Source organism: Streptomyces sp. NPDC044719, assembly GCF_056433405.1.
Window position 1 is genome coordinate 825,746 of sequence record NZ_JBWKHE010000004.1, and the last position, 20,146, is coordinate 845,891.

15 protein-coding genes are annotated in these 20,146 nt (G+C 71.5%); 6 read left to right on the forward strand and 9 right to left on the reverse strand.

Going from position 1 to position 20,146, the window contains the following annotated elements; all coding sequences use genetic code 11:
* Positions 1 to 207 precede the first annotated feature (207 nt).
* A complete protein-coding gene (locus AC07DF_RS19705; protein WP_478972447.1) occupies positions 208 to 1,833 on the forward strand; it encodes a glycoside hydrolase family 43 protein in 1,626 nt (541 codons plus the stop codon).
* Here AC07DF_RS19705 and AC07DF_RS19710 read toward each other — a convergent pair.
* Genes AC07DF_RS19710 through AC07DF_RS19735 form a run of 6 tightly spaced genes read right to left on the reverse strand, consistent with a single transcriptional unit; the run spans position 1,796 to position 9,635 of the window.
* Complete coding sequence (locus AC07DF_RS19710) at positions 1,796 to 2,494, reverse strand: TetR/AcrR family transcriptional regulator (protein WP_478972450.1); 699 nt, start codon at positions 2,492 to 2,494, stop codon at positions 1,796 to 1,798. The genes AC07DF_RS19705 and AC07DF_RS19710 overlap by 38 nt on opposite strands.
* Positions 2,461 to 4,467, reverse strand: coding sequence for a CocE/NonD family hydrolase (locus AC07DF_RS19715; protein ID WP_478972453.1), 2,007 nt, complete (start codon positions 4,465 to 4,467; stop codon positions 2,461 to 2,463). The genes AC07DF_RS19710 and AC07DF_RS19715 overlap by 34 nt, the downstream gene beginning before the upstream one ends.
* The gene (locus AC07DF_RS19720) at positions 4,464 to 6,212 is read right to left on the reverse strand and encodes a dipeptide ABC transporter ATP-binding protein (RefSeq protein WP_478972456.1); all 1,749 of its coding nucleotides are present in this window, start codon (positions 6,210 to 6,212) and stop codon (positions 4,464 to 4,466) included. Before AC07DF_RS19720 ends, AC07DF_RS19715 begins: the two co-directional genes overlap by 4 nt.
* Positions 6,212 to 7,096 carry an ABC transporter permease gene (locus AC07DF_RS19725; RefSeq protein ID WP_478972459.1) on the reverse strand — a complete coding sequence of 295 codons (885 nt, stop codon included), beginning with the start codon at positions 7,094 to 7,096 and terminating at the stop codon, positions 6,212 to 6,214. The genes AC07DF_RS19720 and AC07DF_RS19725 overlap by 1 nt, the downstream gene beginning before the upstream one ends.
* Positions 7,093 to 8,049, reverse strand: a complete 957-nt coding sequence (locus AC07DF_RS19730; protein ID WP_478972462.1) for an ABC transporter permease — start codon at positions 8,047 to 8,049, stop codon at positions 7,093 to 7,095. Before AC07DF_RS19730 ends, AC07DF_RS19725 begins: the two co-directional genes overlap by 4 nt.
* A gap of 2 nt (positions 8,050 to 8,051) precedes the next feature.
* Positions 8,052 to 9,635 (reverse strand): ABC transporter substrate-binding protein, encoded by a 1,584-nt coding sequence (locus AC07DF_RS19735; protein WP_478972465.1) that lies wholly within the window; start codon positions 9,633 to 9,635, stop codon positions 8,052 to 8,054.
* Positions 9,636 to 9,839: 204 nt separating this feature from the next.
* Between AC07DF_RS19735 and AC07DF_RS19740 the strand changes: the two genes are divergently transcribed.
* Both AC07DF_RS19740 and AC07DF_RS19745 read left to right on the forward strand, forming a co-directional pair.
* Entirely contained in the window at positions 9,840 to 10,598 is a 759-nt protein-coding gene (locus AC07DF_RS19740) for an IclR family transcriptional regulator (RefSeq protein WP_478972468.1), read from the forward strand.
* Positions 10,599 to 10,713: 115 nt separating this feature from the next.
* Positions 10,714 to 11,928: a PP2C family protein-serine/threonine phosphatase gene (locus tag AC07DF_RS19745; RefSeq protein WP_478972471.1), complete on the forward strand. Its 1,215-nt coding sequence runs from the start codon at positions 10,714 to 10,716 to the stop codon at positions 11,926 to 11,928.
* Here AC07DF_RS19745 and AC07DF_RS19750 read toward each other — a convergent pair.
* Positions 11,895 to 13,157, reverse strand: coding sequence for an acyltransferase family protein (locus tag AC07DF_RS19750; protein WP_478972474.1), 1,263 nt, complete (start codon positions 13,155 to 13,157; stop codon positions 11,895 to 11,897). The two genes, AC07DF_RS19745 and AC07DF_RS19750, sit on opposite strands and share 34 nt — an antisense overlap.
* 83 nt (positions 13,158 to 13,240) lie before the next feature.
* Here AC07DF_RS19750 and AC07DF_RS19755 point away from each other — a divergent pair, with 83 nt between their 5' ends.
* Positions 13,241 to 16,960 (forward strand): nSTAND1 domain-containing NTPase, encoded by a 3,720-nt coding sequence (locus AC07DF_RS19755; protein ID WP_478972477.1) that lies wholly within the window; start codon positions 13,241 to 13,243, stop codon positions 16,958 to 16,960.
* 4 nt (positions 16,961 to 16,964) lie between these two features.
* Here AC07DF_RS19755 and paaK read toward each other — a convergent pair whose 3' ends face one another.
* Positions 16,965 to 18,266 (reverse strand): phenylacetate--CoA ligase PaaK, encoded by a 1,302-nt coding sequence (gene paaK / locus AC07DF_RS19760; protein ID WP_478972480.1) that lies wholly within the window; start codon positions 18,264 to 18,266, stop codon positions 16,965 to 16,967.
* Positions 18,263 to 18,664 (reverse strand): hydroxyphenylacetyl-CoA thioesterase PaaI, encoded by a 402-nt coding sequence (paaI, locus tag AC07DF_RS19765; protein ID WP_478972757.1) that lies wholly within the window; start codon positions 18,662 to 18,664, stop codon positions 18,263 to 18,265. The genes paaK and paaI overlap by 4 nt, the downstream gene beginning before the upstream one ends.
* Positions 18,665 to 18,862: 198 nt before the next feature.
* Here paaI and paaA point away from each other — a divergent pair, with 198 nt between their 5' ends.
* Both paaA and paaB read left to right on the forward strand, forming a co-directional pair.
* Entirely contained in the window at positions 18,863 to 19,846 is a 984-nt protein-coding gene (gene paaA, locus AC07DF_RS19770; RefSeq protein ID WP_478972483.1) for a 1,2-phenylacetyl-CoA epoxidase subunit PaaA, read from the forward strand.
* On the forward strand, positions 19,843 to 20,136 hold the full coding sequence (paaB, locus tag AC07DF_RS19775) for a 1,2-phenylacetyl-CoA epoxidase subunit PaaB (protein WP_147996091.1): 294 nt from the start codon (positions 19,843 to 19,845) through the stop codon (positions 20,134 to 20,136). The genes paaA and paaB overlap by 4 nt, the downstream gene beginning before the upstream one ends.
* Positions 20,137 to 20,146 lie beyond the last annotated feature (10 nt).

A 20,146-nucleotide genomic window follows, 5' to 3' on the forward strand; every position in this document is an offset into this window, starting at 1 on the left:
GAGCTCCCTGTCCGGACCTGCAGAGCACGGAAACGACCTAAAAGGTTTTCGCAACGTAGGAGGGAGCTGATGAAGTGTCAATAGTGTTGTGAGCGCCCTGAGTTGGAAAACCTTTCAGGTGGACGTTGCTCGCGAACGTATTCGACATTACGGTCCTGCGGTGATCACCCGGCGCACGCCGGAGGGGGCGTCACGAGGGGACATCGCATGCGAAACCGGCCGGCAGACGTCATCCGCAACCCGGTGCTGCCGGGATCCCACCCGGACCCGTCGATCCTCCGCGTGGGGCCGGACTTCTACGTGGCGACATCGACGTTCGAGTGGTACCCGGGCGTGCGCCTGCACCACTCCACGGACTTGGTGCACTGGCGGCCCCTCGGCGGCGCCCTCGACGACACCCGTCTCCTCGACCTGACCGGCTGCCCGGACTCGGGCGGTGTGTGGGCACCCAGCCTCACCCACGCCGACGGCCTGTTCCACCTCGTCTACAGCAACGTGTCCACCTACGCCGGCGGCTTCACCGACTGCCCCAACCACCTGATCACCGCTCCCTCCATTGAGGGTCCCTGGTCGGATCCGGTACCGCTGCACGCCCGGGGCTTCGACGCCTCCCTCTTCCACGACGGCCCCGACAGCCGGCTGCTGAACCTGGTCCATGACTGGCGCCCCGGCCACGGCGGTTCGGCGGGTCTGGAGGCCCGGCGCTACGACCGTGCCGGGCGCCGACTGACCGGCGACCCCGTGCGGATCGAGCTGCCGCCGCAGGCCGGCTGGATCGAGGGCCCGAACCTCTACCACCGTGGCGACTGGTACTACCTGCTGACCGCGGACGGCGGCACGGGCTACGACCACCAGGTCACCGTCTCCCGCTCGCGCACCCTGACGGGCCCCTACGCACGCGACCCCGACGGCCCACTGCTCACCGCCCGCTACCACCCCGACCTGCCCCTGCAGAAGGCCGGGCACGGCAGCCTGGTGGAGACCGGGGACGGCGACTGGTACCTGGCCTACCTCGTGGCCCGGCCCCTCGGGCGGCGCGGGCCGTGCGTCCTGGGCCGGGAGACGGCACTGGCGCCCGTGACCTGGACCTCCGACGGCTGGCCGCGCGTCGAGACCGGCCTGCCCGCCCTGGAGGTGCCGACCGGTACTTCCACGGCGGGCAGGGACCACGCGGACGAGGACGACACCGACGGATTCGACGGCCCGGCCCTGGGCCCCCAGTGGTCGACACTGCGCCGCCCCGCGACCCCCGACTGGGTCTCGCTCACCGAACGCCCGTCCCACCTGCGGCTTCGCGGCGGCCGGTCACCGCAGAGCCTGGTCGAACCCAGCCTGGTCGCCCGACGTGTCACATCGGCGCGCTGCTCGTTCGAGGCGACGATGGAGTACCGGCCCCACGCGTTCCAGCACCTGGCCGGGATCACCGCGTACTACAACACCCGCAACTGGCACTATCTGCACGTCACCGTGGACGACGAGGGGCAGCCCGTCCTGCGCGTCGCGAGCAGCGACCGAGGAGTGCTCAGCGTCGACGAAGCGGGTGAGGCGCCGCTCGGCGACACCACGCGACTACGGCTCGGCCTGGACTTCGACGGGGCCGATCTGCGCTTCCGGTACGACACCGGCCGGGGCTGGGAGCCCTTCGGTCCCGTCCTGGACGCGACGGTCCTGTCCGACGAGCACGCCGAGCACATCGAGGACGGCCAGATCCGCGCCCTCGGCTTCACCGGCGCGTTCGCCGGCCTGTGGGCCTGGGATCTCACCGGGGGCGGGCACCCCGCCGACTTCGACGAAGTCATGTACCGGGCCGGGGAACCAGCTCCCGTTCGATGAACCGGTTGAGGTGATGCCGTGCCTCCTGCGTGGTCAGAGGAGGTGCCTGGCGCAGGCGCTGCAGGGCCAGCCCGTCGGCCAGTGCGGCGAAGCGGGCCGTGAATCCGTCGAGGTCGTCACCGCTGAACTCGCCGTCGGCGACGCCCCGTTCTGCCAGGGCACGGATCTGCCGGTGCCAGGCCGCGTACCGGTCGGCCTGCCCGCGCGCGAAGGCCTCGTCCGTGCTCTGCTCGCCCACGTGCCAGAAGTCGAACCACATCCGCCAGTGCCGGTCGGTGTCCTCGGTGAACAGCGCGTCGACGAGCAGCCTGAGCGCCTCGGCCCCGCTGGTCGCGTGCTCGGCGGCCTCGCTGAGCGCCGCGTAGTACTGCTCGATGTGCAGCACCATGGCCTCGGAGAGGACCTCCTGCACACTGTCGAAGTGGTAGGTGACCGTGCCGACGGACACCCCGGCCGCGGCCGCCACGTCGCGCACGCCGACCGACTTGTAGCCGCGCTCCGCGATCAGCGGGACGGCCGCGTCGACGATGAGGCGCCGCCGAACCTCGGTGGGCTGCCGGGTCCGGTCGCGGGCGGCGACGGCACGGCGCGGGCTCTTCGCGCCCTGCCGCGGCTGCTCGGCGCCCGTCATCCCGACGTCCTCGGGGTGGTGCGGTGCCATGCGCGCTCGGCCACTGTCTCTCCGTTCCCCCGTGCCTCGATACGGCTGTCCATGATGAACTCCGCGGCCGTGGCGCGCAGCTCGGTCCTGGCCATGATCTCAGCGTCCCAGTCGTCCCCGCGCCGCAGCCGGACGCGCCACTCGGAGACGGCTCGCGCCGACAGCGGATCGTCGGTCCGGATGGTGTACGTCTCGCGGGCGCTCTCCTCGTAGCGCAGCCCGTCCGGGTACGTCCGGGAACCCCCGTAGCCGGGGTCGACCTCCAGGCTCCACTCGCCCTTGGCCACGTCGTGCGTGACCAGCCGCTCGGGGCGGGGGTCCGGGGGAGTGTCGTATGTGACCGCCATCGGTACCGCCTGCTCCGGCTCCTCGAAGCGGACTGCGGCCTCGTCGGCGGCCTCGCGCACGGGCAGCAGGACCGCGCTGCCGGCCGGGACGACGTGCAGCGCCCCGCGTTCGCCGTGCGGCCACACCCACGGCCAGTACGCGTCGGAGACGGCGACCCGGACGCGGTGGCCGGGCGGGAAGGCGTAGCCGATGCCGCCCAGTTCGAACTCGACGTCCTCGTACGTCCCCGGGGTCCACTCGACGGCGTGCTCGCGGCCCTTCCTGCTGAGCAGGTTGAGCACGCCCCGGGTGACGAGCGTGGACGAGCCGTCAGGAGCGACGTCGCACACGCGGGCGATGACATGGGCCCGCGGGGTGTCGCTGTCGAGGCGGAGCCGGACCCGCGGGCGGCCGAGGATCTCCACGCGCCGGTCCAGGGGCGCGGAGTCGAAGCAGACGGACCGCCCGTCCTCCTCGCGCTGGTCGGGCGGCAGGTCGGCGGCGTTGCCGAACGGGAAGAAGCGGCCGGCGTCGAGGCCGGTGTGCTGCGGAGAGCGCACGAGGACCGGGTCACGGCTCTCACCGAGCTGCCGGGCGTCCCAGGTGACGTCCGGGCTGGGCCACTCGGCGTCGCTCACCCAGCGGCCGGGCATCTCCTCGTGCGAGGGGGCGGGCGGTACGGGGTCGTTCAGCCAGGCGCGCAGCAGCGGCTCCGCCATGACGCCCGTGTCGACGCCCTTGAGGTGCTGGTCCCACCAGCGCAGCGTCTCCTGGAGGAACCCGATGGCCGGGCCGGGCGGCAGCCCGCGGTCGGGGTACTGGTGCGACCAGGGGCCGATGATCCCCCGCACCTGTTCGCCGGGAAGGTGCTCCACGAGCCGCAGCACGGTGTCCCGGTACGGGTCGTTCCAGCCGCCGACCGCGAGGACGGCCGCGTCGATCGCCGTGTAGTCCTCGCAGACGCTGCCGTGCCGCCAGTAGTCGTCCCGCTGCTGGTGCTCCAGCCAGGTGTGCAGGAAGGGTTCGAGCGCGTCGAGGCGCTCGCGCCACATCGGCAGCCAGCGGTCCGCGCCGACGTTCGCGGGGTCCGGCGGGCGTGCGGTGAAGGCGAGCATGGTGCCGGCCCAGGCGAGCATGTCGATGCCGAGGACGGCGCCGCCCGTGTAGTGCACGTCGTTGTCGTAGCGGTCGTCGGTGGAGCAGACCGTCACGATCGCCTTGAGCGGTTCGGGGGCGAGGGCGGCGATCTGGAGGGAGTTGAAGCCGCCCCAGGAGATGCCGAACATGCCGACCTTGCCGGTGCACCAGGGCTGTGCGGCGAGCCAGTTGACGACGTCCACGCCGTCCGCGAGTTCCTGGGCGTCGTACTCGTCGCCGGGCGTGCCCTCGCTGTCGCCGTGGCCGCGGACGTCGACCCGGACGGAGGCGTAGCCGTGACCGGCGTACCAGGGGTGGCGCTGGGCGTCGCGCGGGGCGGTCCAGTCGCTCTTGCGGTACGGCAGGTACTCGAGCAGCGCGGGGACGGGGTCCGACCCGGCGTCGGCCGGGCGCCAGATCCGGGCGTGCAGACGGGTCGTGCTGTCCCGGGTGGGGATCCACACGTCCTCGTGGACGACCTGGCGTTCGAACCGGTCGCGGTACTTCACGAAACTCCTTCTGCGACGGGAGCGGTCGGGTTGTCGTCGGGGGTGCCGGCGGGCCGCCAGCGGCGCACGCGGTGGCCGTCGCCGAGGTCGGCCCACATCTCGCCCTCCCGGGCGGCGTCGGTCCAGTCGGGGGCCGTTTCGACAGGCGGCCGGGCGTCGGGGTCGGGTTCGAGGGCGGCCGCCATCAGCTGCCGTGTGTACGGGTGCCGGGGATCGGAGAAGACGGCTTCCGTCGGGCCCTCCTCGACCACGACCCCGCCGCGCAGGACGACCACGCGGTCCGCGATGCCGCGGACGACGGCCAGGTCATGGCTGATGAACAGACAGGCCAGGTCGCGTTCCCGGCGCAGGTCGTCCACCAGGTGAAGCACCTCGGCCTGGACGGAGACGTCCAGCGCGGTGGTGATCTCGTCGGCGATGAGGACGTCCGGCTCGCCCGCCAGCGCCCGTGCGATGCCGATGCGCTGCCGCTGGCCGCCGGAGAGCTGGGCGGGCAGCCGGTCGGCGAAGGCCGGGTCCAGGCGTACGTCGGCGATGAGCCGCCGGGCACGCTCGGCCGACTCGCCCCGGCCGCGGGCCGTGCCGAAGAACCGCAGCGGACGCCGGATGGCGTCGCCCACCGAGCGCCGGGGGTTGAGCGAGGTGTCCGCGTTCTGGAAGACCAGCTGCACCCGCCGCCGCAGGGACATCGGCCGCCGCCGTGCGGGCCGGGCCAGATCGCCCGACTCGTGGGTCATGGCGCCACCGGACGGTGTGCGCAGCCCCGCCAGGGTCCAGGCCAGCGTGGACTTGCCGCTGCCCGACTCGCCGACGAGGGCCAGGACCTCACCGCGCCGGACCTCGAAGGAGACGCCGTCCACGGCACGGGAGCTGCCGTAGTCGACGGTGACGTCACGGGCGGAGACGGCCACCGGGGAGTCCTCGGGCACGACGGCCCTGGGGCGGATCTCCCGCTCGCCCGTCTCCCGTACGAGCGCGAGACCGGCGTCGTCCACTCGCGGCACGCTCGCCAGCAGCCGCTTCGTGTACGGCTCCCGGGGCAGCGCGAACAGCTGCCGCGTGGGCGCCGACTCCACCGTCCGGCCCGACTTCAGCACACACACCTCGTCCGCCAAGTGCGCGACGACGCCCAGGTCGTGACTCACCAGCACGGCCGCCAGGCCCAGTTCGTCGCGCAGGGCGGCGATCAGGTCCAGCACGCCCCGCTGGGTGACGACGTCCAGGCCGGTCGTCGGCTCGTCGAGGACCAGCACCTTGGGGCGGGCGGCGATGGCCATGGCGAGGGCGACGCGCTGCTGCTGGCCGCCGGACAGCTCGTGCGGATAGCGGCGGGCCAGCTCGGCGGGGCGCGGCAGCCGGACCTGGTCGAGCAGGTCGGTGACGGGGATGTCGCCGCCCGCCTCCGCGATCTGCCGGCCGACGCGCATGGACGGGGTGAGCGCCTGGCCCGCGTTCTGGGCGACCATGGCGACCGTCCGGCCGCGCAGCCGCCGCAGCTCGGGCGCGGACAGGGCGAAGACGTCCCGGCCGTCCACCGTCACCGAGCCGCCAGTGATGTGGGAGCCGTGCCGCAGATGCCCGAGCAGGGTCGCGGCGAGGGTCGACTTGCCGCTGCCGGACTCGCCGACCAGCGCGAGCGTCCGCCCGGCGGCGGCCTCCAGGGACACCTCGTGGACCACGGGTATCTGACGGCCCCCGGAGCGGTAGGCCACGGACAGGGAGTTCACGGAGACGAGTGGGGTCATCAGGAGCCCTCCCTGATCCGGTCGACGCCCCAGGCCTTGGAGAGGCCGTCGGCTGCGAGGTTGAGTCCGATCACCAGCGTGGCCAGGGCGATGATCGGCGCGACGCTCGCCATCGGCACGACGGTGATGGCGGTGCGGTTCTCGGCGACCATCAGGCCCCAGTCCGGCGTCGGAGGGTCGGCGCCGAAGCCCAGGAAGGACAGCGAGGAGATCAGCAGCACGACCCAGGAGGCACGCATCGCGAACTCCACGCACACCACGTCCACGATGTTCGGCAGGACCTCACGGCGCAGGATCGACCAGGTGCCCTCCCCCCGGGCCCGCGCGGCGGTGACGTAGTCGGCGGGCACGACGGCCAGGGCGGCCCCGCGCACCACCCGCACCACCTGCGGGACGAACACGACGGCGACGGCGAGGACGATGACCGCCGGCCCGGTGCCGAGCGCGGTCACGACGACGAGCAGCGCCAGGACCGCCGGAACGGCCAGCACGGCGTCCAGCACCCGCCCGATCAGGTCGTCGAACCAGCCGCCGCGCAGCGCCGTGGCGCAGCCGATGACCGTGCCGAGGGCGACGCTCACGACGGTGGCGGCGAGGGACACGCCGAGCGCGTACCGGCCGCCGTACAGGACCCGCGCGAGGACATCGCGGCCGTACTGGTCGGTGCCCGCCCAGTGTTCCCCGCCCGGACCGAGCAGGGCCTGCGAGGCGTCGCCCGCGATCGGGTCGTAGGAGGTGAGCAGCGGGGCCAGCAGCGCGATCACGACGTGGACGGCGACGATCGTGAGCCCGACGACGGCCGCGCGCGAGGAGCGCAGGGTGCGCCACGCACGGACGGCGCGCGGGGCCGGGGCGTCGGCCCGGACGGTGTCGACCGTGGTCATCGGGTCCTCCCTCGGGTGCGGAGCCTGGGATTGAGGGCCATGGCGCCGAGGTCGGCGGCGAGGTTGCACACGACGTAGACGACGGCGCTGATCAGGGCGATGGCCTGGATGACGGGCAGGTCCCGGTTCTGCACCGAGGAGAGCATCAGCTTGCCGATGCCCGGGTAGTTGAAGACGTTCTCGACGACGGCGACGCCGCCCAGCAGCCAGGCCACGTTGAGCGCGATCACGTGCAGGACGGGCAGCAGAGCGCTGGGCAGGGCGTGCCGGGCGACGACCCGGAAGGTGGACAGGCCCTTGAGACGTGCGGTGGTGACGTACTCGCTCGCCATCACGTCGATCACCGAGGTGCGGGCCATACGGACGATATAGGCGGCCATCACCACGGCGAGCGCGAGCGCCGGCAGCCACACGGCGGGCAGCAGCTGGCCGACCGTGGCGTCGGGGCCGTAGAGCACGACCGCGGGGAACCACGGCAGCGCGACCGAGAAGCACAGCACCAGGACGGTGGCCACGACGAACTCGGGGACGCTCATGCCGACGAGACTGACCGTCGAGATGAGGTGGTCGGGCCAGCGGTCGCGGTAGAGCCCGGCGACGATGCCGAGCAGCAGCGAGCCGGTCACCGCGAACAGGATCGTGATGGCGGCGATCAGCGCGGAGTTGCCCAGGTACTGGGCGACCTCGCCGCCGACCGCCTGCGCGGAGACCAGGGACATGCCGAAGTCGCCGTGCAGGGCGCCCCACATCCAGTCGCCGTAGCGTTCGAAGGCGGGCCGGTCGAGGCCGAGGCTGCCGCGCAGCTCGGCCACCGCCTGCGGGGTCGCGTCCTTGCCGAGGACCTGGGTGGCGACGTCCCCGGGCAGGGCCTGGACGGCGAGGAAGACCAGCAGCGAGGAGAGCAGGAGCGTGCCGAGCGCTGCCGCGATCCGGCGGACTATGAAGGAGAGCATGGTCAGGCCCCCTTCAGGCCGATGCCGAGGTAGTCGAACTCGAAGCCGTGCTCGGCGTAACCGCGCACCTTGCGCGAGACGCCCACGAGCCGGTCGGCGAACATCGGGGTCATCGCGCCGCCCTTGTCGATCACCCAGGACTGCGCCTCGCCGTAGAGGTCACGGCGCCTGGCGTCGTCGGTCTCGGCCCGCGCCCGGTCGAGCAGCGCGTCGAAGCCCTTGTCGGACCAGGCGGTCTCGTTGTACGAGGAGCCACTGCGGAAGACCTGGTTGAAGAGCTGGTCGACGGGCCGGCCGGTGTACCAGTAGGTGGCCATCAGCGGCTGCTTCATCCAGATCTGCGTGTAGTACGAGTCCGCCGACGCCGTCTTGACGCGGATGCGGATGCCGGCCCGCTTCGCCGACTCCTGGTAGGCCAGCGCCATGGGCGTGAAGAGGGGGTCGTACGCGGAGGTGTACAGGTCGACGGCCAGGTCCTCGTGGCCCGCCTTCCTCAGCAGGTGCCGCGCCCGCTCCGGATCGTGCTCGGGGTGCGCGGAGATGTGCGCCGGGTCGTCCGGGGGCACCGGGTTGTCCCAGCCGGGCCTGCCCGCGCCCTGCAGCGCGGCCTTCACGATGTGCTCGGGGTCGTAGGCGAGCTTCATGGCCCGGCGGACCCGGACGTCGGTGAAGGGCTTGTCGGTGGTGAGCATCGGCAGCACGTACCACTGGGCGTTCTTCACCCGGGCGATGGTGGCCCGGTCGGAGGCGGCCACGACCCGGGCCGTCGCGAAGTCCAGGTTGGTCTGGGACAGCAGGTCGACCTGCCCGGCGAGCAGGGCGTTGGAGCGGGCGGACATGTCCGCGACCGAGTAGAAGGCGATCGCGTCGAGCACCGGGCGGCCCGCCCAGTGGTCCAGGTACGCGGTGACGCGGCCGGGGCCTGCCGGTGCGAAGGACTCCAGCTTGAAGGGGCCGGTGCCGATGCCGGTGCGGGCGATGGATTTACCGCTGCCCTCGGGGACGACGTAGCAGTTGTAGTGCGTGAGCAGGCTCGGGAACTCGGCGTTCGGGGCCTTCAGCGGCACGACGAGGGTGTGGGCGTCGGGTGTGCGCAGCCGCCCGGGGTCGACGAGCGGGGCGAGGACACCGGCCTGCGGGGACGCCGTCGCCTTGTCCAGGATGTGCCGCAGCGTGTAGGCGGCGTCGGCGGAGGTGAAAGCGCGGCCGTCGTGGAAGGTGACGCCCTTGCGGAGCCGGAAGGTCCAGGTGCGCGCCGCGCCGTCCGGCTCCCAGGACTCGGCCAGGTCGGGGGCCACCTCGCCGTCCGCGCCGACGCGGACCAGCCGGTTGTAGAGGGCTCCCAGGTATTCGTAGGCGGACAGGGAGCTCGCCGGGTCGAGGGTCTCGGCGTCGGAGGCGGGCGGACGGGCGATCCGCAGGGTCCCGCCGCGGTCGGGCGCGCCGCGCTGGGCGGCGGCCGGCAGGACGGGTGCGGCGGTGGCGCCCGAGCAGCCGGTCAGCAGCCAGGACGCGCCGAGCGAGGCCGCACAGGCGGTGCCCGCGGCGAGCACCGAGCGGCGCCCTGGGTGATGCGTGCCGGACATGAACGGACCTTCCCTGTCGCTATTCGTACACTGAACGATTGAGTGAAGTCCGTGAACGATAGCGAGCAGGCGGTTTCAAGCCAACCCTTCGGGCTGTGAAGAAGTCGTCACAAACGCAACGGCGGCTCCGCGGCCGGGGTGATCCGGGCCGGACGGCCGGCTGCTTCCCTTGCCCCCTCCGTGCGCCTGGCGCAGGCTGGTCCTATGGCTGAGCAAGCCGGCCCTACGCTGATCACGTCCGTACAGCGGGCCATGCGCCTGCTGGAGGCGGTCAGCGCGCACGAGAACGGCGCGCCGGCGAAGCAACTGGCGCGGGAGACGGGCCTGCCCCTGGCCACCGCCTATCACCTGCTGCGGACACTGGTCCACGACGGGTACGTGCGGAAACTGGACGACGGCGGGTTCGTCCTCGGCGACAAGCTGCAGTCGCTGCAGACCACGGGACGGGCGCAGGCGCTGCTCAGCCGTGTCCGGCCCACACTCGCCGCGCTGCGGGACGAGCTCACGTCCGCCGCCTACCTCACCTTCTACGAGGACGGCGAGATCCGGGTCGCCGAGATCGTCGACGGCCCCGGGACGCCCCGCGTCGATCTCTGGGTGGGCTTCGAGGACGCGGGACACGCGACCGCGCTCGGCAAGTCCGTGCTGCGGGAACTGGACGTCGAGGCCCGCAAGGACTACCTCTCCCGCCACCAGCTCGCCGACCTCACCCCGCGGACGATCACCAGCCTGCCGGAGCTGCTCCGGCGGCTGGAAACCGCTCCCATGGCCCCGGCCGTCACGGACCTGGAGGAGTACTCCCTCGGTACGGTCTGCGTCGCCGTCCCGGTCTACAGCGGGGAAACCATCGGTTCCCTCGGCGTCTCACTCCCGGTGAACCGGCTCTCCAGGCTGTCGGAGGCCCGGGAGCGGCTGCTGCCGACCGCGAGCCGAGTGACCCGGAGCCTCTCGCTCACTATCTGAAATCCCGCTTCTTGCCGGTGCCCCAGGTCACCCCTTTTTCTGGATGAAACAGACATTTCAGGGGTGCGCTTCCAGACCCGCGCCCCGCGCACAGGTGAGGGACCCGGATACAAACATGAGCCATGCGCGTGACCTTGGTGCCGACCACCGGCCCGCGGGGCCGTCCAGAAGCCGAGTGGCCGGTGCCGGGGATTCGGCCCGCAGGCGCGCCGTCGCGCAGCTGGCCGCCGGTGTGCCCGTCCTGCCCGTACTGGTCGTCACAGCCGTCCTGCTCGCCGACCTCGCCGACGGCGCCGGGATGATCTGGCTTCCCCTGCTCGCCGCCGGCCCCGCTCTCGCGGCCACGACCAACGGGCCGCGAGGTGTCGTCTGCGTGGGTCTGCTCGCCGCGGTGCTCGGTGCGCTGCTCGGGATCCGGGACGGCGTTCCGAGCCGTGAACTGGCCGCGGTGCTGTCGGCCCTGATGGCCGTCACGCTCGCGAGCGGCCTGGCCAGTGTCCTGCGCGGGCGCCGCGAACGGGTGCTCGCGGCCGTCCGCTCGGTCGCGGAGACCGCCCAGCACGCGCTGCTCAGGCCCGTACCGGCGAACGTCGGCCCCTTCCAGGTGGCCGTCCGCTACAGCGCCGCGGCGGCCGAGGCCCGCATCGGCGGGGACCTCTACGCCCTGATACCCACCCGGCACGGCGTGCGGCTGATCGTCGGCGATGTGCGCGGCAAGGGGCTGCCCGCCGTGGGGACGGCCGCGCTGGTGCTGGGTGTCTTCCGCGAGGCCGCCCATGACGAGGCCGACCTGCTCGCCGTGGTCGAGAGGATCGAGCGCAGTCTGGCGCGCAATCTCGGCCACGACGACTTCGTCACCGCCATCGTCGCCGGATACCCGGAGTCCGGACAGCTGGAGGTGGTGAACTGCGGGCACACGCCCCCGCTGCTGGTGAGTGCCTCGGGGAGTGTCACACCGGTCGAGCCCGACCTGCCGTCCCCGCCCCTCGGACTGCGCGCCCTGGCCGGCCACGCGCCCGGCCTCCAGTCGCTCCCGTTCGCCGACGGCGACCAGCTGCTGCTGTACACCGACGGCGTCACCGAGGCCCGCGACCACGGCCGGACCTTCTATCCGCTCGCCGAAGGGCTGGAGCGCCACGTCTCCCACGAGCCGGCCCGCACCCTCGGCGCGCTCCACGACGAACTACTGGCCCACGTCGGCGGCCGCCTCCACGACGACGCGGCCCTGCTCCTGATCCGCAAGCCGGCGGCATCCGAAGCAGGCGTCGCGGCGGCTGTCGATCCGGGCAGCACGGCTCACGTTCCGGTGTGCGAGGCGGGGTGCCGCTGACGCTCGTCGCGTGACCGCAGGCGGCGGACGAGCTCGCGGCCCCAGGCCTGGCCGGGCAATTCGACACAACGGTAGGTCAGCAAGCACAGCGGCAGTAGCACGCCGAAGAACGCCACTTCCAGCGCGAGACTGTCCTGCCGCCGTCGGCCGATCGTGCTGTCGATCACCGCCAGCAGCACGGGGTGCACCAGATAGACCGAATAGCTGATCGTTCCCAATCCGGCCAGCAACCGGGGAACGGGCCTTCGGCGCCACCACAACCCGGCGCCGAAGGTGAGCACGGCCAGCAGGAACGCGACGATCCAGCCGCGTTGCGTGAAGCGGTCACCGTCGCCGTACCAGGAGGCACTCGCCACGGCACAGGCGATGACCAGGAGAGCAGTTCCGGCCGTGTCGCGCCAGGTGATCTGACCGTGTTCGGCCCGGTAGACGGCGGTGCCGAGAAACATCACAGCGAGGATCACCAGGCCCTCCCACAGCGGGACCGTGCCGTTGACCGGAACCAGGACGAGGGCCAGGACCCCGCCCAGTACACCCCCGAACACCCGCAGCGCGGGTGAGCCGGAACTCGCGCAGCCGATGGCGACGACCATGGCGATCGAGGCGAACGCGATCAGCGGGCCGGTGCCCACCAGGCCGGACAGAGCGGAGACCGGCAGTACGGCTCCTGCCGCCACGCTGATGGCGGCGAGCCCGGCCAGGACGACGGACACCGCCGCCGACCGCTGGTGCAACCGGACCGTGAACAGAGCGACGACCAGCAGGTAGAAGGACATTTCATACGAGAGCGTCCACAGGACGAGCAGGAGATTGGGCGTCCCCAGTAACTCCTGGAGCATCGTGGCGTGGGCGACGGCCACGGTGACGGCGCTCTGCCCACCGAAGTCACGCGACTCCGCGATGCCCACGAGGTTGAGAGTGAGAAGCACGGTGACGACGGCCGCCCACAACGGATACACACGGAGGACCCTTCCGATCCAGAAGGTCCGGACGCAGCCCCGGCGCTCCAGTGAAGCGGGGATGATGTAGCCGCTCACCAGGAAGAACACCATGATGCCGTAGCGGCTGGTGTTGAACTCCGGCATCAGCTCCCGCCGTAACTGCGGCATGAAGGTGTACGACGAGTGGTCGAACACCACGACGAGAGCGGCGATGCCGCGCAACGCGTCCAGCCAGCCCAAGCGCGAGAGATGCGTCGGGGAGGCGGGGACGAGGGGTGGGGATTCCATGCGGCCGAGTTCAGCGGCTTGATCATTGTTCGGCAGTACGGTTCTGGCAGCCTGACAATGGGCGGGCCGGAGGGGGTGCGGGCGTGGCGGGGCGGCATGAGGTGCCGGTGGATCCGGCGGCGGGTCCGGTGCAGCGGTTCGCGTTCGAGTTACGCAAGCTTCGGGCGGAGGCGGACGGCATCACCTACCGGGCGCTGGCCCGGCGGGCGGGCTACTCGGTGACCACGCTCGCGCAAGCTGCAGGAGGCGAGCGGCTGCCGACGCTGCCGGTGACCCTCGCCTACGCGGAGGCGTGCGGCGGGGACTCGGCCGAATGGGAGGCCCGGTGGAAGGAAGCGGTGGAGGAGTCCGCCGGTGACGGATCCCGGGACGATGACGTGTCCCTCCCGCCGTACCGGGGACTGGCGCGGTTCGAGACAGGCGACAGCGGTCTGTTCTTCGGCCGGGAACAGCTCACCACCGACCTGGTCGAGTTGTTGCGCCGACGGCGGTTCGTCGCCGTCTTCGGCCCCTCCGGCAGCGGCAAGTCCTCCCTGTTACGGGCCGGACTCATACCCGTGCTCCGGCACGCTCAGGACCCGGACCTGCGTCCGGCCGCGATCCGGATCCTGACACCGGGCGAGCGCCCCGCGCGCAGCCACGCAGCTCTCCTCACGCCGGCGATTCCTCGCGACGGCGACGCCAGAGCGGACACGCTCGTGATCGTCGACCAGTTCGAGGAGGTCTTCACGCTCTGCCACGACGCGGCCGAACGCGCCCGCTTCATCGACCTGTTGCTGAGAGCCCGGCAGCCGGAGAGCCGCCTGCGGGTGCTGCTGGCGGTACGCGGCGACTTCTACGGCCGCTGCGCCGAGCACCGCGAGCTGGCCGACGCACTGCGCGATGCCAACCTCCTGGCAGGAGCGATGAGCCCGACCGAACTGCGGGCCGCCGTCGTCAAGCCGGCCAAGGCCGCCGGACTGACCGTGGAACGCGCCCTCACCGCCCGGCTGGTCGAGGAGGTCGCCGACGCGCCGGGTGGACTGCCGCTGCTGTCCCACGCGTTGCTGGAGACCTGGCGCCGCCGCCGTGGCAAGACACTGACCCTGGCGGGGTACGAGGCGGCCGGATGCCTGCACGGCGCGATCGCCAGGACCGCCGAGGAGGTCCACGGCCAATTCACCGACGACCAGGCGGCTGCCGCCCGCCGGGTGTTGCTGCGTCTGGTCGCCCCCGGTGACGGCACCCCTGACACCCGCCGTCCCGTCGACCGCGCGGAACTGTCCGGCACCGGCGGCAACGACTCCGCCCGGGTGGTCGACGCGCTCGCCGGGGCCCGGCTGCTCACCCTGGACGGTGACACGGTCGAAATGGCTCACGAGGCCCTGATCACGGCCTGGCCCCGGCTGCGCGGATGGATCGAGGAAGACCGTGAACGCCTGCGTGTGCACCGGGCCCTGACCGAAGCGGCCCACACCTGGCAGGAACTGGGCCGTGAACAGGGTGCGTTGTACCAGGGAAGTCGGCTCGCCGCCGCGCGGGAACACTTCGGCGGCGCACCGCACGAGGAGCTGACCGACCTGGAGCGCGCGTTCCTCGACGCGAGCGGTGTCCACGAGCGGAAGGGCCGTCGCCGGTACCGGCTGGTGCTCACGGCGGTCACCACCGCGCTGTGCCTCGCGCTCGTCGCCGCCGGTCTCGCCGTGGGGCAGTGGCAGAGCGCGGTGAGTGCCCAGCGCGTGGCCCAGTCACGGCAGTTGGCCGCGCAGTCCGGGGCGCTGTTGGACAGCGAACCCGATCTGGCGTCGTTGCTCGCTGTGCATGCGTACCGGACCAGTCCGACGCGGGAGGCCGCCGCCGCGCTGTATGACGCTGCGGCGTTGCCGCTGAGCGAGCGTCTGGTCAGTGGGAAGGAACCCGTGCGTTCCGTTACTGTCAGCACGGACGGACGTACCGTCGCCACCCACAGCAAAGACGGCAAGGTGCGGATCTGGGAACTGCCCGGGGGACAGCTCCGGCACACGTTCAACGTCCCTGGCTCCGGTGAAGTCGCGGCGCTCAGCGCCGAGGGACGCACCCTCGCAGTCGCGACCTCCGGTGACGCCGGCGCGGTGATCGGACTGTGGGATCCGGCCACCGGCAGGAGAATCCGTACCTTCACCGTCCCCGACGGTGCGGTAGGGGCAACGGCGTTCAGCCCTGACGGGCGTACCGTGGCAGCCGCATCAGCGTCGGCCGTACAGGTGTGGGACGTGGCCACCGGCCGCACGCGGCACAGCTTCACCAGCGACGCCCCACGGGCAGTCGCGTTCGGCCCCGACGAACACACTGTTGCCGCGGCAAGCTACGGCGGACAGGTGCGGGTGTGGGACGTGGCCACCGGTCGCACCCGGACCGCCCACGAGAGCCCAATCGATGGATATGCCGTGGCTATCAGCCCTGACGGCCGGACCTACGCTGTAGTCCGCAGCGACAGGTCGGTGCAGCTGCGGGACGTAGCCACCGGCAGAGTCCGGCGCACCATCGATGACGGTCCCATCGGGGTGAACGAGGTGGCCTTCGCTCCGGACGGGCGCACGGTCGCCATCAGGGGCGGTGAAGACACGGTGCGACTGTGGGATATCGCGTCCGGCGCGACGCTGGGCACCGTGACCGCAGGTCATCGTGGACGGGGCCTGACGAACGTGGCCCTCAGTGTGGACGGCAGGACCCTGGTGACCAGTAGCAGCCGGGACCCCGCCATTCGTATCCACCGTCTGTCTGCCGATCACCCGCAAAGCACGCTGCCAGGCCATGCCGCCGCGTTCATCTCCGACCTCGCATTCAGTCCGGACGGACATACGGTGGCCACGGTTCGCCAAGCACCGCCCGGCCGTGGGGCGGTAGAGCTGTGGGATACCAAGAGCGGAGATCGCGACGGCACACTGACGCTCGACACCGAACCGGCTCCCCGGGGAGAGCAGCTGCCGGACATGGTTCACCGTTTCGGAGCTGTGGGGTTCAGCCGGGCCGGACGTGCCCTAGCCGCCCGGGCCACCAAGAACGAGGTGATCGAAGTCCGAGAGGTCACCACGGGCCGCCTTCTTCAAAGCCGCGCCCTGCGCAACATCGACACGGCGGTCTACAGTTCCGACGGGACACGGCTCGCCCTCGTAAGCCATGACGGATCCGTTCGGATCTGGCACGTTTCGACTGACGCACTACGCACCGTCTACTCAGGCCACGGCGAACCCGTCAGGTCGCTGGCGTTCGCCCCGGACGGTCGCACACTCGCCGTAGCGCACATCAGGGCGGGCCACGAACAGGTCAAGCTGCTCAATGCCGCCAGCGGCCGTACCCAGCGCACCATCAAGCCGGGCGCCGGTGTCCTGGGGTCTCTCGCCTTCGGCCCGGACGGACACACCCTGGCCACCGCAAGCAGTGCCAAGGGAGCCGTGAAGACGTGGAACGTGCGCACCGGTCAGCTCCGGGACAGCTTCAGCGTGAGCGGTGAGGTGCGGTCGATGGCCTTCAGCTCAGATGGACGCACCCTGGCCGCGAGCAACGAACGAGGAGTCCGCCTGTGGGACCTCACCACCAGCCAGATCAGAAGAACCCTGCTGACCCGCTCGCGGGCGGCGGCGGTGGCGTTCAGCCCGGACGGCCACACCCTGGCCATCAGCGTGGGCCCCTCCGTCGAGCTGTGGAACGTCGATCTGCCCGACCCGGCCCGCGCGATCCGCGACATCTGCGCGGCCATAGACACCACGCTCACCCCGCTGGAACAGTCCCGCTATCTGCCCGACCAGTCCACTGAAACCGGCTGCCCGGCGGCCAAGCGCTAGGACGTCACCGCAGGTCCTTCACCCGCCGCAGCTTGCCGACCGACCGCTCCAGCGTCTCCGGTTCCACGATCTCCACGTCGACCGTGACGCCGATGCCGTCCTTGACGCCGCCCGCGATCGCGCGGGCCGCGGTCTCGCGCAAGTCGGCGGGTGTGCCCGGGCGGCTTTCGACGTGGACGGTCATGTGGTCCATGCGCCCGCGCCGGGTCAGCTGGATCTGGAAGTGCGGGGCGACGCCGGGTGTGCGCAGGACGACTTCCTCGATCTGGCTGGGGAAGACGTTCACCCCGCGCAGGATGATCATGTCGTCGCAGCGGCCGGTGATCTTCTGGATGCGGCGGAAGGCGGGCCGGGCCGTGCCGGGCAGCAGCCGGGTCAGGTCGCGGGTGCGGTAGCGGACGACCGGCAACGCCTCCTTGGTCAGGGACGTGAGGACCAGCTCGCCCTCCTCGCCCTCGGGCAGCACCTCACCCGTGATCGGGTCGACGACCTCGGGAAGGAAATGGTCCTCCCACACGTGCAGCCCGTCCTTGGTCTCCACGCACTCCTGCGCGACCCCCGGGCCGATCACCTCGGACAGGCCGTATATGTCGACCGCGTGGATGTCCATGCGGTTCTCGATCTCGCGGCGCATCTCCTCCGTCCAGGGCTCGGCGCCGAAGATGCCCACCCGCAGGGAGGTGGAGCGCGGGTCGACGCCCTGTCGCTCGAACTCGTCGAGGAGGGTCAGCATGTAGGACGGCGTGACCATGATGATCTCGGGCTCGAAGTCCTGGATGATCTGCACCTGGCGGGCGGTCATGCCACCGGAGGCAGGGATCACCAGACAGCCGGCGCGCTCCGCGCCGTAGTGCGCGCCGAGGCCTCCGGTGAACAGGCCGTAGCCGTAGGAGATGTGTACCTTGTGGCCGGGGCGTCCGCCGGCGGCGCGGATCGAGCGGGCTACGAGATCCGCCCACATCGAGACGTCGTTCTCCGTGTAGCCGACGACCGTGGGGCGGCCCGTGGTGCCGCTGGAGGCGTGGACACGGCGGACCTGGTCCATGGGGACGGCGAACATGCCGAACGGGTAGGTGTCGCGCAGATCGGCCTTGGTCGTGAAGGGGAACCGGGACAGGTCCTCCAGCGACCGGCAGTCCCCGGGTGTGACCCCGGCGGCGTCGAACTTCTTCCGGTACGCCTCCACGTTGTCGTAGGCGTGCCGCAGGCTCCGGCGCAGCCGGCCGAGCTGGAGCTCGCGCAGCTCCTCGCGGGTGAGGCGCTCGGCGTCGTCCAGCAGATCGTGGGGGAGGGGCTCGCCGGTCATCGTGACTCCTTCGACGTCGTCCGCGCGCTCGTGCTCCCGATGGTGCGGCTGCGGCCCCGGAACTCCGCGATCACCTCGTCGCCCCGCAGGACGCTCACGTCGTAGAGGCCGCTGCGGCCGAACCGGGTGCGTTCCCCGGCCCGCGCCACGAGCACGTCGCCCTCGTACGCCGGGGCGACGAACGTGACGTCGGCCCCGGCCGCGACGGTCACCGGGCCGTGGCTGTTGCAGGCGCAGGCGAAGGCGCTGTCGGCGAGCAGGAAGACATAGCCCCCGTGGGCGATGCCATGCCCGTTCACCATCCCCGGGGTCACGGTCATCCGGAGCACGGCGGTTCCCTCGCCCTGCTCGAGCAGCTCGACACCGAGCCCGCGTGAGGCCTGGTCCGCGGCGAACATCGCCTCCGCGGCCGGCGTCGCGTCAGCGGTATGGGTCACCTCTCGCACCACCTTGTCTACCGACCGAACATTCGGTTAGCTTCGGCGTTGTCAAGTAATCCCATCGGCTCCGCGCATGTCAAGAGCCGGGGGCTTACCAAGGCGCCCGGGCCTGTCCTATGATGGACCGAACGAATGGTCGGTTGGGAAGTGGGACGGATGGATACGACACGCTCCAGCCCCGCGGAGGCGGACGGCGCCGAGCCTCTCCAGCAGCACTTCGACGCGACGATCGCGCGGGACCAGCGGATCGAGCCGCGCGACTGGATGCCGGAGGCCTACCGGAAGACACTGATCCGGCAGATCGCACAGCACGCGCACTCGGAGATCATCGGCATGCAGCCGGAGGGCGAGTGGATCACACGCGCGCCGTCGCTGCGTCGCAAGGCCATTCTGTTCGCGAAGGTCCAGGACGAGGCCGGGCACGGGCTGTATCTGTACTCGGCGGCGGAGACGCTGGGAGCGGACCGCGCGGATCTCACGGACCGGCTGATCGAGGGCCGCCAGAAGTACTCGTCGATCTTCAACTACCCGACGCTGTCCTTCGCGGACGTGGGCGTGATCGGCTGGTTCGTGGACGGTGCCGCGATCTGCAACCAGGTGCCGCTGTGCAGGTCCTCGTACGGGCCGTACGCGCGCGCGATGGTGCGGATCTGCAAGGAGGAGTCGTTCCACCAGCGCCAGGGCTACGAACTGCTGATGACGATGATGCGCGGCACCACGGCGCAGCGGGAGATGGTGCAGGACGCCGTGGACCGCTGGTGGTGGCCGTCCCTGATGATGTTCGGCCCGCCCGACGACGCCTCGCCCAACTCCGCGCAGTCGATGGCCTGGAAGATCAAGCGGCACAGCAACGACGAACTGCGACAGCGTTTCGTCGACATGACCGTCCCGCAGGCCGAGAAGCTCGGCGTGACGCTCCCGGACCCGGAGCTGCGCTGGAACGACGAGCGGGGACGCCACGACTTCGGCACCCCCGACTGGGACGAGCTGATGCGGGTCATCAAGGGCGACGGCCCGTGCAACGCCCAGCGGATGGAGCGGCGCAGAAGCGCCCACGACGAGGGCGCCTGGGTCCGCGAGGCGGCCACCGCCCACGCGGCCAAGCAGGCCGCCCGTGCGGAGAAGGGAGCGGTGGCATGAGCGCCGAGAAGCAGGACTGGCCGCTGTACGAGGTGTTCGTGCGCGGCAAGCGCGGCCTGAACCACGTCCACGTGGGCTCGCTGCACGCCGCCGACGACCGCATGGCCCTCACCCACGCCCGCGATCTGTACACCCGGCGCAACGAGGGCGTGAGCATCTGGGTGGTGCGCTCGGAGCACATCGCCGCCTCCACCCGCGACGAGAAGGACCCCTTCTTCGCGCCCAGCGCCGACAAGGTCTACCGACACCCGACCTTCTACGACATCCCCGACGACGTCCCGCACATCTGAAGGAGAGGGC